Below are 15163 nucleotides of genomic sequence, written 5' to 3'. Positions count from 1 at the left end.
ATTGAGTGCGTATGCTAAAACGGAAAAGCATTTATTTAATACTCTTATTTTTCTGTTTAGCAACAGCTAATACACATGCTGAAGGTATTGATACTACGTTAGTTAAAAAGATGCTGGTTGATGACCTGCAAAGCACAAATGATGGTGACCTTGCCCGTTATCTGAATAACTATTTTTTCAATACCCCATTTACGGATATACCTGCTGCCCGAAATTACATGACCGGCATGTTAAAAAAATATCGTTCTAAGGACGCCGCAGCTTTTGAACTTTTTATTAGTGGCGTAATTGAAAAAAGACTCACCAAATACAATCAAGCCGAACGTAACTTTAGTAAGGCGATAGCTATAGCACAAAAAACAGGAAATCATTATCTGTTATTCTCATTACATAGCAATCAAGCTTTTATACAGGCATCAAAGGGCAACAGCGCCGCTGCTATGATCAATTATCGCCTGGCGCAAAAGGAAGCCATCGCCCTTGATGATATTAACCGCCATATATTGCTGGCTATCAATATTTCTGATCTGTATTATAAAAACAACCTGTTTACGCAATCGCTGCAATATCTCGATCAGGCCGAGGCTATGGCAACATCCAGTAGGTCAAAGCAGTTTCATCACGAAAACTTTATATATTTCAATAAGGCCGAGATCTATTTTAAGATGAATAAGCGTGATTCATTGAACAAATATTACCGGTTACTGCTTAGCCCCAAAAGAGCACCGACAGGAATATATAATTTCAGGAAAAGAGCTGCCTATTTTGTTGAGATGGCGGAGGGTGAATACCCGAAGGCCATTAACGACATAAATACCTTACGAAATGATAGTCAATTCAGTTTTGGTGATGAGGATCTGATCTACTTGGCTGATGCCTATCATAAGGCAGGTATGAATGATTCGGCCAAGGTAACTATCAATACAGTTTTTAAAGCTATCGGCAAGGATCATAATCCTTTTCTTAAACATCATTTATATCAGATGCTTGGGCAAATAGCTTTAAGTGAAAGCGATAGGGCATCGGCTGCAAAATATCTCTCATTGGCGCTAACTAACCTGCAAGATCATACCGACCATATGGTACAGGTAGCCAACATTTCATCCGAAATGAAGATAGATCAAATAGCAGGCGATTTTATACGGCGAGAGGAACAATATAAACGCCAGCGCCTGATGCTCACCTTTGCCGTAGTTGTATCCGGATTATTGGTGGCCATTATCATTATGTTCTACCGCAGCGTAAGGCAAAAACGCTATTACGAGCAACTCATATATAAAAATAAACAGCAGGAACTTGCTTTTATAAATTCGCACGAAGTGCGCAGGCACCTGTCGAATATATTAGGCCTGGTTGATTTGGTTCAAGATAAAAGCCTTACCAATGATGAAGGTGACCGCATTATTAAAGATCTCCATCACTCTGCCGAAAGCCTCGATCGCGCAATCAAAAACATCTCCGAAAAATTAGACAGTTGACCTTTACCAGGTACATAAATCTGTAATTATTACAATTAATCGTGTTAGGGCATGCAATGGTATGTTGTTTGCTCAATGGTTAATTAATTTATGCAGATGTTTATGATAATAGTATATACCAGGATATGTTAAGTGTGATAGATGAGTTGCCGGGACATGTAGTAGGTATACACACTGTTGGTAGGATAACCGGTAAAGATATAAAAAATACACTCGAGCCTCTTTTAAACAGCATGGCGGGCACGCAACAGGAAGTAAATTATTTGCTGTTGGCTGAAAGCGGACTGGCTGATTTTACAGTAGGAGCTATGTTAGCTTACAGCATGCTGATCATAAAATATTATGCCCGTTGGAATAAGGTAGCCGTGGTTACCGACGATAACATGATACGCAGTATTACACGCTTTTTCAGGTTTTTGATACCCGGAATATCAAGGCAGTTTAATTTGAATGAAATGGACAAGGCTATACAATGGATAGCCCGAAAGGATATAAAACTAAATACCTATGACGACTGAGAATAATGATCACAACAGCGATCCTAAAAAGGAAACGACTGAAAATGGTAAAGATGAACACGATCTGGCCAAGGGTAATCAACCCACCGAGCAAAAGAAAGATGATGACGAGCGTGTACATACCGTAACACCCGATAATGATAGTGGCGACCCGGGGCCTCCGGTAGAAGAACGGACTAAAACTGATAACTAAAAACAACAAAGCCCGAAGTATTAATCAATTCGGGCTTGGTTGTTAAAAGCTATTTTTCATGTTATTATGCAATGTTTTCGCGCTCCAGTGGCCGCTGCCCAATATGCGACGAACGGTCATCAACGGATCTTGCTGGTCGCGTTTGGCTGATAGTTGGAAAGCCAGCTTAATGCCCCTGATCTTTAATTCGGGTAAACCATCGGTATTCCATAAACCGAAAGGGTAGGCAAAGTATTCAATCTTTTTACCGGTTATATCTTCAAGGCGTTTGGTTGGTTTATCTAATTGTATTTTCCAATCATCGCCGGTAAGCTTTTTAAAGTTATGATGATCCCAGGTATGGCTGGCGATGATATTACCCTCGTCAGATAATTCTTTGATCTGCTCGCTATTCATGTAATTTGTCCGGCCTATTGATACCGTCATGATAAAATACACAGCCTTGTAGCCATACTTTTTAAGTTCGGGTGCGGCTATGGTATACTGGTCAAGGTCGGTATCATCAAACGTAAGCATTACCGGCTTGCTTGGCAGCTCTTTGCCGTACACCAGGTAATCATATAACTGACCGGGCAAAATGGTATGGTAGCCACTATCGGCCAGCATTTTTATTTGTGCCTTGAAGTTTTCAGGTTCGATGATGTAATCCTTAGCGCTTTCCGAATCACGCGGCCGCCATTCACGTATTTGGTGATAGCAAATTACAGGCACTTGTGGCCTCGAAAGTATGGTTGTTGCATCAGCAGGTTTTGCGTGTACAGTTTTTATTGAATCGGTTGATGAACCTGTATTTGAAAGACTATCCGTAGATAAATTACCGTTAGATACTGATTGACAGGCTGTAAACAAAAAGCCCGCCAAACAGGTGATAGCAATAAATTGCTTTAGCATAAAAATAAATACAATAAATTTTAAAGGGCGCTAAAATATAAAATTCAGGCGCATAAAACCGGTAGGAGTAAAAAATAAAAAGCGACTATAAAACTATGCGTTTTCCCTGTTCGATGGAACGCTTGGCAGCGTCCAAAATCTGCATAACTATCATGTTATATTCGAGTGATGCCTGGTCGTTCTTTTCATCTATCTTACCATCAAGCACGGCGGCTAAATACAATAGCGGATCATTAAACGGTGCAGCTAATGGTGCGGCTTTACGTGTATTGCTGCTGTTCTCCTTTAAGCGTACTTGCAAATTATTACCATCAAGGGCATGCAGATAACCAGTGCTGCCAAAAACTTCCCAGTCTTTAATATTAAACGGCCAGTTCCATGAGGCTTCAATTTGCCCCATAGCATTCGGGTACTCAACCAATATGGTGGCATCATCCTCAACCTTGGGGTATACCTGGGGCTTGTAATGGCGGGCTATAGCGGTAACGGCAATGGGTTTTTGTCCTTTCATTATCCAGGTCATCAGGTCGGCGCCATAACAGCCAAAATCGTTTAGGGCACCCGCGCCGTTCAATACCGGGTCGGTAAGCCAGCTTAAAAACTCCTCGCTGCAACCAATTTCGCGCGGGCCTTTGTGGCCATCATGTACCACCATTTTGCGTACAGTGCCTATGCTATCGCTCTTTACCAGATCGTAAACCTCCTTGAACGAATTGTACCAGGTGGTTTCGTAATTGGTGAGCACTTTTATTTTATACTGATCGGCAAGTGTTTGTATGCGCTGCGCTTGCGTAAGGGTAGCGGCCAATGGTTTTTCAACCATTACGGGTATATGCAGCGGGGCACAGGTTTCAATAATATCAACGTGTTGTGCTACCGCGTTGTAACCTAAAACAGCATCCGGTTTTTGAGCCTTCAATGCTTGTTTTAAATCGCTGTAAAAAATGTTTTTAGGTACATTATATAACTTGCTGTACTTATCCCAAAGCTTTTTATTGGGTTCGGCAACGCCAACTATATCAACCTCGCCTTTACGGTATTGGTTCATTACATTATGCACATGATCGTGCGATAGGCCCGCGACAACCACTTTTAACTTACGTTGTGCAGATGCTGAAGTAAATATGCTGAATACAAGTATTACAGCGCAAATTATATGTTTCATTCTCATTAGGATAGATAGGTTATATAATTAAAACAGGGAAGGAGCGCCGCCCGGTTTTATTTTGCCTAAATGTTTGTATGCAGCTTCGGTAACCTCGCGGCCACGGGTGGTACGCATTAAAAAACCTTCTTGTATCAGGAAGGGTTCGTAAACCTCCTCAATGGTTCCTTCATCTTCGCCCACTGCGGTGGCTATGGTTTTTACACCAACAGGCCCACCCTTAAATTTATCAATAATGGTGGATAATATCTTGTTGTCCATCTCGTCGAGCCCATGCTCATCAACGTTAAGGGCGTTAAGGGCGTAGCGGGCTATTTCGGTATCAATGTTGCCATTACCTTTTATCTGGGCAAAATCGCGCGTACGGCGTAACAAGGCGTTAGCTATACGTGGGGTACCACGGCTGCGGCGGGCAATTTCGTAAGCGCCTTCATCTGTAATTTCAGTATTCAGGATGGATGATGAACGCATCAAAATAGTGGTAAGTAACTTGGCATCATAATACTCCAAACGCGCATTGATGCCAAACCTTGCACGTAATGGTGCAGTAAGCAATCCCGAACGGGTAGTAGCACCAACCAATGTGAACGGATTAAGTGTTATCTGTACCGAACGGGCATTGGGGCCGCTCTCCAGCATAATATCTATCTTGAAATCCTCCATTGCCGAATACAGGTATTCCTCAACCAGCGGACTCAAACGATGTATCTCATCAATAAATAAAATATCACCGGTTTCCAGATTGGTTAATAAGCCTGCCAGGTCACCGGGCTTATCAAGTACCGGGCCTGATGTTATTTTAATACCCACGCCCATCTCATTAGCGATAATGTGCGATAGGGTGGTTTTACCCAAACCCGGAGGGCCATGCAGCAATACATGATCAAGCGCTTCGCCACGCTGGCGGGCAGCCTGTACAAATATTTTAAGGTTGGCTAATATTTTATGCTGGCCAGTAAAATCTTCAAATGCCTGCGGGCGCAATACCTTTTCAATATCGCGTTCAACAGGACTTAAACGTTCACGTGCCGGGTCGAGATGCTCATTCATTGCCAACGAAATTAGTAATTTTTTACGATTACCTACAGCCCTAAAATGGATATAATTTATCGTTTAATACACGTGTTGGCACTTTGTTTGCGCCGATTTTTGATATGGCTTTTAGCCAAAGCGAACTAAATTATGGAACTGATTAAATGACAATTATGTTGCAACCCATTCATATACAAATCGTAAACGTAATTGAAGCCATTTATTATTATACTTTAAATTATGCAAGCTGATACGTTACCGATACCTGCAAAAGAGGTAGAAAGGATCATTGAACTTTCTGATTACGACCTTGACTATGGCAGTATGCAGGATCAATTTAAAGATCTTACTACCCTCGCGGCAAAAATAGCCGGTACCGAGATATCTCTGATCAATCTTATAGACACTTATACCTTATGGTCAATATCAAGGTATGGCCTGCCTGTTGAGCAATTGCCGCGCGAAGAAAGTGTATGCCAGTATACCATACTGGGCGATGATAACTTTGAGGTTGGCGACCTTACCTTAGACGAGCGCTTTAGGGACAAAGCCTATGTTAGCGGTGCCCCAAACCTTAGGTATTATTTTGGTGTGCCGCTACGCACAGCCCACGGAAATAATATTGGCGCGCTTTGTTTAATGGATACCGAAACCAAGCATCTTAGTGCCGAAAAGGTAGAGATGCTGAAATTAATAGCTGACGAAATTGTAAGTCGCTTACAGCTATATAAACATGCCCAGGATTTGAAACGGGAAGCTGCCGAGGCTATGGAGAGCAAGATGCGTGTAGCTCATGACATTCGAGGGCCGGTAGGAGGCATCATTGGGCTGGCCAACATCATTACCGATCAGGGTAGAGAAAATACGCTGGATGAGATGATAAAGTTTATTAATTTAATTTCAAAAAGCGGTAACTCTATACTTGAACTTGCCGACGAAATATTAAATACTGAATCATACAGATTAAGGGCGCGCGCCAACTCATTCAATCAGTTAGTACTGAAGGATACACTGGAGAAACTTTATGTACCGCAAGCGCTGAATAAGGGTATACATCTAACTATTACTACTAATGCCGATACAGAAAATGTGCCATTCTCGAAAAATAAAATATTGCAGATCATCGGCAACATAGTATCAAACTCAATCAAATTCACTCCGCAAGGTGGAGGGGTGGCTGTGGGTATTGATCTGCACTTGGGGGGCATGCAAAACACACTGATATTTACCGTTGCCGATAATGGCGTGGGTATGTGCCCGGATAAGATCGCGTCAATTTTAGCCGGCGAAGGTACATCAACCGATGGTACCTTTGGCGAGCATGGTTATGGGTTTGGCCTCTCATTAGTAAGAGATTTGATAGAGAGCTTAAGCGGAAACATGGACATCGCCTCTACACCGGGCGAGGGTAGTGTCTTTACTGTTACGATACCGCAACGTAAGGTTTAAAAAATAGAAAGCCCCACGCACTCGCTGCTAGGGCCTTCAAACCTAAACCTTATCACATAGCAGACAGGTGTCTGCTGGTACAATAGTAGTACAAAAAATCGAATTTGAATAATGAATTATACTATTTCTAATGCAATTTTAATACAAATTAACTATTGTTATATGATTTAAATAATATTTACTATGTTCATTCGTAAAGGATAATATTATTTATTTGTTAGTAAATGATATTAAAGTCACTTTATCAATAAGTTATCTATCAAAGAATCACTGCTTATGTCAAATAAACAGGTGACAAGGTTAAAAGCGAAATGAATGAATACACCGTACCACATGGTTTTTTCTTTTATAAAAATGTACGCTAAAAAAATGCTGAAAGGCAATAACCAATAAAGTGATATAATACTCATATGAATTAATGAGAACAGGGCTGCTGAAATAAAGATAGCCTGTTTAAGGTCAACTATTTTTAAGAGTGCATTTATGAGGTAGGCCCTAAAGCCAAGTTCTTCAGACAGTGCCGGCGACACTGCTACTGTCAATATCAGCAATATCTTACCGTACTTTAAGTGTGCGAAAGCATAATAGTAGTTAATGCTTTTATCAAACAATGTTTCGTTTAACCAGGTAATGGTATAATGAGTAAACATTGATAATATTAAGGCGATGCCTAAATACAGCGAAAGTTTCTGTAGCGAAAAATCGGGCCACTTAAGGTATGTTTTAACAACTTGCCAGTTAATGGCAACAAATGTTATATTAACCAGGGCAAGCGTTGCATCAAATATGGCAAGCCAAAACAGATCATCAAAATAATCCACAAAATTTATCAGGCAACATAGTAACAAGTGTATGCCAAAAAACAGCCCCACTTGTTTAAGCTGTTTTATTCTGTATGTTGTTTCGGGTACGTCATCATCAGTTTGGCTATGGCCACATGCGCCGCAGTAGCGGCTGCCGGTAATAACAACAGCCATGCAATTGTTGCACAGCTGTTTTTCCGTATTTTGAATGATCTCGGATGTATTCAGATCCATCTTAATTCAAAACTTTTCTGATCTTTTCGGCGTCCATAGCCGCTTTCATACCTCTTATTAGCCAGGTAACGATAAATATTTTTATAATGAGGCCACTCGCTATTGATTTAGGATCAACTACAGCATTTAGTATAATGATCAATCCATAAAGCGTTAGTGCTACTATAAAGGCTGTTAACGGTTTGCTGCGGCTCCACAGGGCAAGTAAAACAAATATGCCCGATAGTACAATGTTTAGTCCAAGCGTAAATCCGGCATCTTCAGCTTCCTGGTTCATGAAGTACATAATAAAGCCGAATATTGTGAACGAACCTGCTATCCAGTACAATGAATTGCCAGCCTTTTTCATGCTTGCAGCATGTGCGTCAAGGTCTATTTCCATTGACATACGATTGGCTAAAAAACTGTTTTGTTCTTCTTCAGTGCCTTTTAAGGGATAACCACAATTATTGCAAAAACTGTTGTCGAGTACAATTGCAGTGGAGCAGACAGTACAGTTACTGTTTACTTGCTGGGGGATAATAGGAGAGCTTTCCATTTCTTAAATACCGATAAGGTTTAAATTTTAACAACACTAAGATAACCGTTTTAGTTGGTTCGTAAAAAAAACAGTATGCATTTTTTTATAGCCTGCGGTTCTCTAAACCATCTTATAATCCAGATCGGTAAGGTCCTTTACCGAGCCAAATCCTATCACATCTTTTATCACCTTGCCGTCGGTCATTTCAACAGCGCGCACCAGCTTATCGGCACCAAATTTACTTTTAATGGCGTGCATGGTTTTCAGGGCGGTTTGTTTTTGCTCCATATCTTCAAACAAGCTGTACAGCATATCGCCATTGTCAACAAAATTGGTAACGGCTACACGCATTTGGGTAACGTAGGTATTCAGCACTGGTCCGCATCCTGTTTTCTCACGGAATTTATCTATTCGCAGGCGTATCATGCGCATCAGGCTAACAGCGTCCTGTACGGGTGTGGTAATGGTAAAGGCATCATCCCAACGTGTATCATCCTCATAGCGGGCAGTAAAACCAATCGACTTACAATAAAACTTATGATGCACCATCCGTTTCTCCAACGTAAGGCACAAGGTCATGAATAATTGGTCGATATACTCAATATTCTTACGCTTCTCAGCAGAAATCTGTCGCATGGCCTGCATGCCTCGGTAATCATGCGCCACAATATTGGTTTCAATAAAATTGAGGCGATAGTGCCAGTAAATACCATCAATACTTTTAAATATGGCTTTTAACCTTTGCGGGGTAGCATAGCGCATCTCAAGCGGTGTTTTAATGCCGTTACGTTCCAGCCGGTAACTCATATTGTTGCCTATGCCGGGCAGATCGCCAAGTCTTAACGGGCGTAAGATATCATCAATATTATCGGGCGTTATCATTACCAGGCCACCACGTTTTTTTCCTTGTACCGATGCCAGTTTAGCCAAAAAGGCATTAGGCGCAATACCTATAGAGCAGGTAAGCCAATCGCCTACCTTGTTTAAAATATCATGCTGTATCTGTTTGGCAATTTCAAAGGGCGTGGTATGGTCGTAATGGGTGAGGTTAACAATGGCCTCATCAATACTTTTGGGTACCACATCATTGCAATAATTACGTACAACGTTTATTATCTTTTTATGGAAATCGCGGTAGTGGGTAGGGTTGCTTTCTACCGGGATAAAATCAGGGCATTGAGCCATTACATCATTCAGGCGCATACCGGCTTTTATGCCGCGTTCCTTAGCCTCGGTTGATAGGGAGATCACGCAACCATATTTACCAGTGTACACACAAACCCCCACAGGGCGGTTGCGCAGCCAGTAGTTTACCTGCTGCTCGCAACGCGCGAAAAAGCTGTTCATATCAATAAACAGTACACGCGCTTCTGTCCGGGCCTCTATGGAGTTTTGATTCACAAAACAAAAATGCTAATAAAATTAGCAAAAGCAAAATTGTTTTATGATAAATAATATGCTTACAAGTACAACTGTGCTTGCGGCCCTTGATTAAAAAGCAGGTCGACAATACTCAGATCGGGTACAAAACCATTACGCTCCTCAAATACCTGAAAATATGGTTTATTATCCGTGATCAATCCTTTTTTAGGGTGGATGCTATCACGCAGATCGGCAACGTCCGGATATTGCGCCTCATAGCTTTCAGTGAACTTAATATCGGTTTTTATTTTCAGCAGCTTTAGTATCAGCTCCAGCACTTGCTGATTATAGTCGAACAGGTATTCGATCTTTTGCTCGTAAAACGGCGAGAAATCATCCTCGTAATATTCAAAATAAGCCGAACGACGGTAGCAAGCCTGCAAGCTCATCCAGTGTAAACGCTGCCAGTTAAAATCATAACTAATGCGTACATCTTTTATTTTAGTATGTTTTTTTGAACCTTTAATAACAGGCACCACCAAGCTTAAAACACCATCGGGCGAGTATATATTGGCGCGGTTACGATAGGTTTGCTTCGGGAAATGCTCCTCACGCTCTATCCATACATCGGGCTTATACTTATTAAATTGTGTAAAGTATGATACCGGTGGTAGATAAAACAAGGGGAGTACTGCGCCTTTATCGATCATATATTTTATGTTTGTGGTCAAATTTCGCAGAAATAAATGATAAACAAAGGGCTTTCATATATAGGTATCGGTTTTTTATACCTGGTATCGTTGTTGCCTTTTTGGTTTTTGTACCTCATTGCTGATGTTGTTTTTGTTGTAATATACTATGTTACAGGCTACAGGCGCAAGGTGGTTCAGCAAAACTTGCGCAATGCCTTCCCCGAAAAGAGCGACGAGGAAAGAAGTAAAATTGAATACGATTTTTTTCGCTATTTTGCTGACTTGATGGTGGAGATAGTAAAGGGTATAACTCTTTCGGAAGGGCAATTACTTAAGCGCATCAAAATTTTAAACATGGAGTTGATTGAAAATTACTTTGATCAAAACCGCAGTGTGATAGGGGCAGTAGGGCATTACGGTAATTGGGAAATGTCGGCATTACGTTTAGGTAAAATTACTGATAAACCAAGAATCATAGTTTACAAGCCGCTTACTAATAAGACATTTGAAAGTTTTTTCATATACGTACGATCTCGATTTGGAGCTACGCTGGTGGCCATGAAAAATACCCTGCGTAAACTCAGCGAGGTGCGCAGGCAAATTTCGATAACCGTTTTGGTGGCTGATCAAACACCGGTACGCCACGAGGCGCATTATTTTACCACATTTTTAAATCAGCCTACAGCGGTTTTTTTAGGGGTGGAGAAACTGGCCAAGATGATGAATTCGGTAGTGGTGTTTTGTGATGTTAAGCGGGTAAAGCGAGGGTATTACACCTGTACGTTTGTACCCCTTACCGAAAATCCAAAACAAACGGCCGAATATGAGGTTACTGAACTTCACGTAAAATATTTAGAGAACATGATAAGGCAAGAACCCCGCTACTGGCTTTGGACGCACAGGCGGTGGAAATTTAAGCCGGAGGATAAGCATTAATGAATTATACACCAAAAGTTGCCGCCGTTATTTTAAACTGGAACGGCCTTAAACACCTTCAGCAATTTTTGCCTTCGGTAATAGCCTCAACATGGCAAAACCTTGAAATTGTACTTGGCGATAATGGCTCAACCGATAGTTCGGTAGAGTGGGTTTCGAGCGTTTATCCATCGGTAACTATTATCAAAAATGATGAGAACTATGGCTTTACTGGCGGATATAACCGCGTGTTGGATAAAGTAGATGCTGATTATTTCATCCTGCTAAATTCAGATATTGAGGTACAGCCCGACTGGATAGAACCTGTTATCCGTTTAATGGAAAGCGATGAGTTGATCGCCGCTGCATCGCCAAAAATACGCTCGTATGCTGATAAAAAGATGTTTGAGCATGCCGGTGCTGCCGGTGGTTTTATTGATCACTTAGGTTATCCGTTTTGCCGTGGACGAATATTTTATGAGATAGAGGAGGACAAGGGTCAGTACGATCAATCGGGTGAAGTTTTTTGGGCATCGGGCGCGGCGCTGTTCATCAAAAAGAAATATTGGCAGCAGTCGGGTGGGTTTGATGAGCGTTTCTTCGCCCACATGGAGGAGATCGATCTTTGCTGGCGATTAAAGAACATGGGCTACAAGGTAATGTATTGCGCCGAATCAAACGTTTACCATGTTGGCGGTGGTACATTAAATACCGAAAATCCATTCAAAACCTATCTTAACTTCCGTAACAATCTATTGCTGTTAAAGAATAACCTGCCGTTTGGCCGGGCTACTTTTGTTATTGGTCTGCGTTTTTGGCTGGATCTGCTGGCGTTATTCCGCTTTTTGGGCGAGGGTAAACGTAAGGATGCCTGGGCGGTGAGCAAAGCCCATCAAAACTTTGTGAGGCAGTTGTTCAAATCATCAAAGCAAAAAGGGGATAAGCGCGGCAGTATTAAATCGCTTACGGGAATGTATAAAGGCAGTATAGTATCGGCCTTTTTTGTGGGAAAGAAAACAAAGTTTACCGATATACCTGCTGAATTCTTTTACAAGTAGGAGAGTGCATCCTCATAACAAAAACGGCTCGCCTTATAATTAAAGCGAGCCGTTTTTGTTTATTGATAAACTTCTTTATTGGCCGAAGCTAAAGTGTTTTTTAGTAGTCCGACGATGGTCATCAAACCAACGCCGCCCGGTACCGGGGTTATCCATGATGATTTTGGCGCCACGTTCTCAAAATCAACATCGCCATATAATTTATAGCCCGATTTTGTTGTGGTTGATGTTTCGCGATTCATGCCTACATCGATCACTACCACACCATCCTTAACCATATCGGCCGTGATGAAATTCTTTTTACCGATGGCTACGATCAATATATCAGCATCCAGCGTAAATTTTTTGATATCAGGCGTGCGGCTATGGCAAATAGTTACGGTACAGTTACCCGGTTGAGTGTTGCGAGCCATCAATATGCTCATTGGCGAACCAACAATATTACTACGACCAACCACCACGCAATGTTTGCCCGCGGTTTCAATGCCATACTCCTTAAGCATCAGCGTAATACCATAAGGTGTAGCCGGAATGAATGATGGCAAATTACGCTGCATACGGCCCAAATTTACCGGGTGAAAGCCATCAACATCCTTACGGTGATCAATACGCTCGGTTACCTTCTCCGGGTCGATGTGTTTTGGTAAAGGTAGCTGAACAATAATACCGTCAATATCGGCATCAGCATTAAGCTCCTCTACTTTTTTCAGCAGTTCTTCCTCGGTAACGGTATCTTCATAACGCACCAGTGTCGATTTAAAACCCACCTTTTCGCAGTTCTTCATCTTGCTGGCCACATAGGTTTCGCTGCCACCATCGTGCCCAACCAATACCGCCACCAGATGCGGCTTTCTGCCGGTTTTTTCTAAAATTACAGCCGCTTGTTCGGCTATCTCCACCTTAAGTTTTTCTGATACGTATTTTCCGTCTAATAAATTCATTAAGCCCCCTAACCCCCTAAAGGGGGAATAAAAGTTTGGCTCCTCAATCCCCTAATGAGAAGCAATATACAGCCGTTGACAACACCCCCTTCAGGGGGCAGGGGGGCTAATCCAATTTAAGCACCGCCATAAACGCGCTTTGAGGTATCTCTACGTTACCTACCTGGCGCATGCGTTTTTTACCTGCTTTTTGTTTTTCTAATAATTTACGCTTACGCGATATGTCACCACCATAACATTTAGCGGTTACGTCTTTACGCATGGCTTTTACCGTTTCGCGGGCAATGATCTTGGCACCGATGGACGCCTGTATCACGATCTCGAACTGCTGGCGAGGTAAAAGCTCTTTCAATTTCTCGCATATCTTTTTACCAAAATCGTAAGAGTTGCTGCGGTGTATCAATGATGATAGCGCATCCACAGGCTCGGCATTCAGGCGTATGTCCAGTTTTACCAGATCCGACTGGCGGTAGCCTATCTGATGGTAATCAAACGAAGCATAACCCTTAGATATGGTTTTCAGCTTATCATAAAAATCAAATACGATCTCGCCCATTGGCATCTCAAAAATGAGTTCCACACGGTCGGATGTCAGGTATGATTGATTAACGATAACACCACGCTTGTTGATACACAATGACATTACCGGGCCCACAAATTCAGATTTGGTGATGATGGTAGCCTTAATGAATGGCTCCTCTACATAATCAATCTTGCTTGGGTCGGGTAGGTCAGACGGGTTATTTACCAGCAGACCGTCGCCTTTGGTAGTGTATGCGATGTACGATACGTTGGGAACGGTAGTAATTACCGTCATGTTGAACTCACGCTCTAAACGCTCCTGGATGATCTCCATGTGCAACATGCCCAGGAAACCACAACGGAAACCAAAGCCTAAAGCCGCTGATGATTCCGGTTCGAAAACCAGTGAAGCATCATTTAGTTGCAGCTTGGCCATTGATTCGCGCAGTTCCTCGTAATCTTCAGTATCTACCGGGTAAATACCGGCGAATACCATTGGTTTTACTTCCTCAAAACCTTGTATACCTTCGGCACACGGGCGGTCAACGCGGGTAATGGTATCACCAACCTTAACCTCACGCGCTTCCTTAATACCTGATATGATATAACCTACGTCGCCGGTTTTAATAACATCCTTAGCCAGCGGACGTAATTTTAAGGTACCCACCTCATCAGCAAGGTATTGCTTTTCGGTAGCTACGAATTTTACTTTATCATTTTTGCGGATCTCGCCGTTAACCACCTTAAAGTAAGCGATGATACCACGGAACGAGTTGAAAACCGAGTCGAATATCAAGGCTTGCAACGGTGCTTCCGGATCACCAACAGGGGCGGGCACACGCTCAATAATGGCGCGTAAAATGTCGTGCACACCCATACCGGTTTTGCCGGATGCCGCTAAAATATCCTCACGTTTACAACCTATCAGATCAACAATCTGGTCTTTAACCTCCTCGGGCATAGCGCCGGGCAGGTCCATTTTGTTCAGTACCGGGATTATCTCCAGATCATTGTCCAGCGCCAGGTACAAGTTCGAGATAGTTTGTGCCTGTATACCTTGTGCGGCATCAACAATCAATAAGGCACCCTCACAGGCTGCAATTGAACGTGATACCTCGTATGAGAAATCCACGTGTCCGGGAGTATCGATCAGGTTCAGCGTATATTTTTCACCGTCGAGCTCATAGTCCATTTGTATGGCATGGCTTTTAATGGTGATACCGCGTTCGCGTTCAAGATCCATATCGTCAAGCAACTGGGCCTGGCTTTCGCGCTGGGTAATGGTGTTAGTATATTCAAGTAACCTATCGGCTAAAGTGCTTTTGCCGTGGTCAATGTGGGCGATAATACAAAAGTTACGAATGTGCTTCATCAGAACCGCAAAAATAGC

Annotated in this window: 15 protein-coding genes; 6 read left to right on the top strand and 9 right to left on the bottom strand. The window is 42.3% G+C overall.

What is annotated here, in order from left to right:
* The first annotated feature begins 11 nt into the window (after positions 1–11).
* The 3 genes from IM792_RS05110 to IM792_RS05100 all read left to right on the top strand — a co-directional run bounded on the left by IM792_RS05110 (position 12) and on the right by IM792_RS05100 (position 2189).
* The gene (locus tag IM792_RS05110; protein ID WP_194100698.1) at positions 12–1478 is read left to right on the top strand and encodes a hypothetical protein; all 1467 of its coding nucleotides are present in this window, start codon (positions 12–14) and stop codon (positions 1476–1478) included.
* 125 nt (positions 1479–1603) lie between these two features.
* On the top strand, positions 1604–1996 hold the full coding sequence (locus IM792_RS05105) for an STAS/SEC14 domain-containing protein (RefSeq protein WP_194100697.1): 393 nt from the start codon (positions 1604–1606) through the stop codon (positions 1994–1996).
* Positions 1986–2189 (top strand): hypothetical protein, encoded by a 204-nt coding sequence (locus IM792_RS05100; protein ID WP_194100696.1) that lies wholly within the window; start codon positions 1986–1988, stop codon positions 2187–2189. Before IM792_RS05105 ends, IM792_RS05100 begins: the two co-directional genes overlap by 11 nt.
* 42 nt (positions 2190–2231) lie before the next feature.
* On the opposite strand, the gene IM792_RS05095 is transcribed toward IM792_RS05100, so the two are convergent.
* The 3 genes from IM792_RS05095 to ruvB form a co-directional block, all read right to left on the bottom strand.
* A complete protein-coding gene (locus tag IM792_RS05095; protein WP_194100695.1) occupies positions 2232–3080 on the bottom strand; it encodes a polysaccharide deacetylase family protein in 849 nt (282 codons plus the stop codon).
* A gap of 85 nt (positions 3081–3165) precedes the next feature.
* The gene (locus tag IM792_RS05090) at positions 3166–4245 is read right to left on the bottom strand and encodes a Gfo/Idh/MocA family oxidoreductase (RefSeq protein WP_194100694.1); all 1080 of its coding nucleotides are present in this window, start codon (positions 4243–4245) and stop codon (positions 3166–3168) included.
* Between the two features lie 27 nt (positions 4246–4272).
* Positions 4273–5295: a Holliday junction branch migration DNA helicase RuvB gene (ruvB, locus tag IM792_RS05085; protein ID WP_194100693.1), complete on the bottom strand. Its 1023-nt coding sequence runs from the start codon at positions 5293–5295 to the stop codon at positions 4273–4275.
* A gap of 222 nt (positions 5296–5517) precedes the next feature.
* On the opposite strand from ruvB, the gene IM792_RS05080 reads away from it, so the two are divergent.
* The gene (locus IM792_RS05080; RefSeq protein ID WP_194100692.1) at positions 5518–6726 is read left to right on the top strand and encodes a GAF domain-containing sensor histidine kinase; all 1209 of its coding nucleotides are present in this window, start codon (positions 5518–5520) and stop codon (positions 6724–6726) included.
* A 236-nt stretch (positions 6727–6962) separates the two neighbouring features.
* Here IM792_RS05080 and IM792_RS05075 read toward each other — a convergent pair whose 3' ends face one another.
* The 4 genes from IM792_RS05075 to IM792_RS05060 all read right to left on the bottom strand — a co-directional run bounded on the left by IM792_RS05075 (position 6963) and on the right by IM792_RS05060 (position 10355).
* Entirely contained in the window at positions 6963–7703 is a 741-nt protein-coding gene (locus tag IM792_RS05075) for a type II CAAX endopeptidase family protein (RefSeq protein ID WP_194100691.1), read from the bottom strand.
* Between the two features lie 61 nt (positions 7704–7764).
* Positions 7765–8145 (bottom strand): hypothetical protein, encoded by a 381-nt coding sequence (locus IM792_RS05070; protein WP_194100690.1) that lies wholly within the window; start codon positions 8143–8145, stop codon positions 7765–7767.
* Between the two features lie 258 nt (positions 8146–8403).
* Positions 8404–9684 carry a DNA polymerase IV gene (locus IM792_RS05065; RefSeq protein ID WP_347343793.1) on the bottom strand — a complete coding sequence of 427 codons (1281 nt, stop codon included), beginning with the start codon at positions 9682–9684 and terminating at the stop codon, positions 8404–8406.
* Positions 9685–9743: 59 nt separating this feature from the next.
* Positions 9744–10355, bottom strand: coding sequence for a WbqC family protein (locus IM792_RS05060; RefSeq protein WP_194100689.1), 612 nt, complete (start codon positions 10353–10355; stop codon positions 9744–9746).
* Between the two features lie 36 nt (positions 10356–10391).
* Here IM792_RS05060 and IM792_RS05055 point away from each other — a divergent pair, with 36 nt between their 5' ends.
* Both IM792_RS05055 and IM792_RS05050 read left to right on the top strand, forming a co-directional pair.
* On the top strand, positions 10392–11273 hold the full coding sequence (locus IM792_RS05055) for a lysophospholipid acyltransferase family protein (protein ID WP_194100688.1): 882 nt from the start codon (positions 10392–10394) through the stop codon (positions 11271–11273).
* Positions 11273–12310, top strand: a complete 1038-nt coding sequence (locus IM792_RS05050; RefSeq protein ID WP_194100687.1) for a glycosyltransferase family 2 protein — start codon at positions 11273–11275, stop codon at positions 12308–12310. The genes IM792_RS05055 and IM792_RS05050 overlap by 1 nt, the downstream gene beginning before the upstream one ends.
* 59 nt (positions 12311–12369) lie before the next feature.
* Here the strand turns inward: IM792_RS05050 and IM792_RS05045 are convergent, their stop codons facing one another.
* Together IM792_RS05045 and lepA are read right to left on the bottom strand one after the other, a co-directional pair.
* A complete protein-coding gene (locus IM792_RS05045) occupies positions 12370–13251 on the bottom strand; it encodes a tetrahydrofolate dehydrogenase/cyclohydrolase catalytic domain-containing protein (RefSeq protein ID WP_194100686.1) in 882 nt (293 codons plus the stop codon).
* A 106-nt stretch (positions 13252–13357) separates the two neighbouring features.
* Positions 13358–15145, bottom strand: coding sequence for a translation elongation factor 4 (gene lepA / locus IM792_RS05040; RefSeq protein WP_194100685.1), 1788 nt, complete (start codon positions 15143–15145; stop codon positions 13358–13360).
* Positions 15146–15163 lie beyond the last annotated feature (18 nt).

It is taken from the genome of Mucilaginibacter sp. JRF, from assembly GCF_015223065.1.
GTDB lineage: Bacteria > Bacteroidota > Bacteroidia > Sphingobacteriales > Sphingobacteriaceae > Mucilaginibacter.
This window is presented reverse-complemented; position numbering and strand designations above follow the sequence as displayed.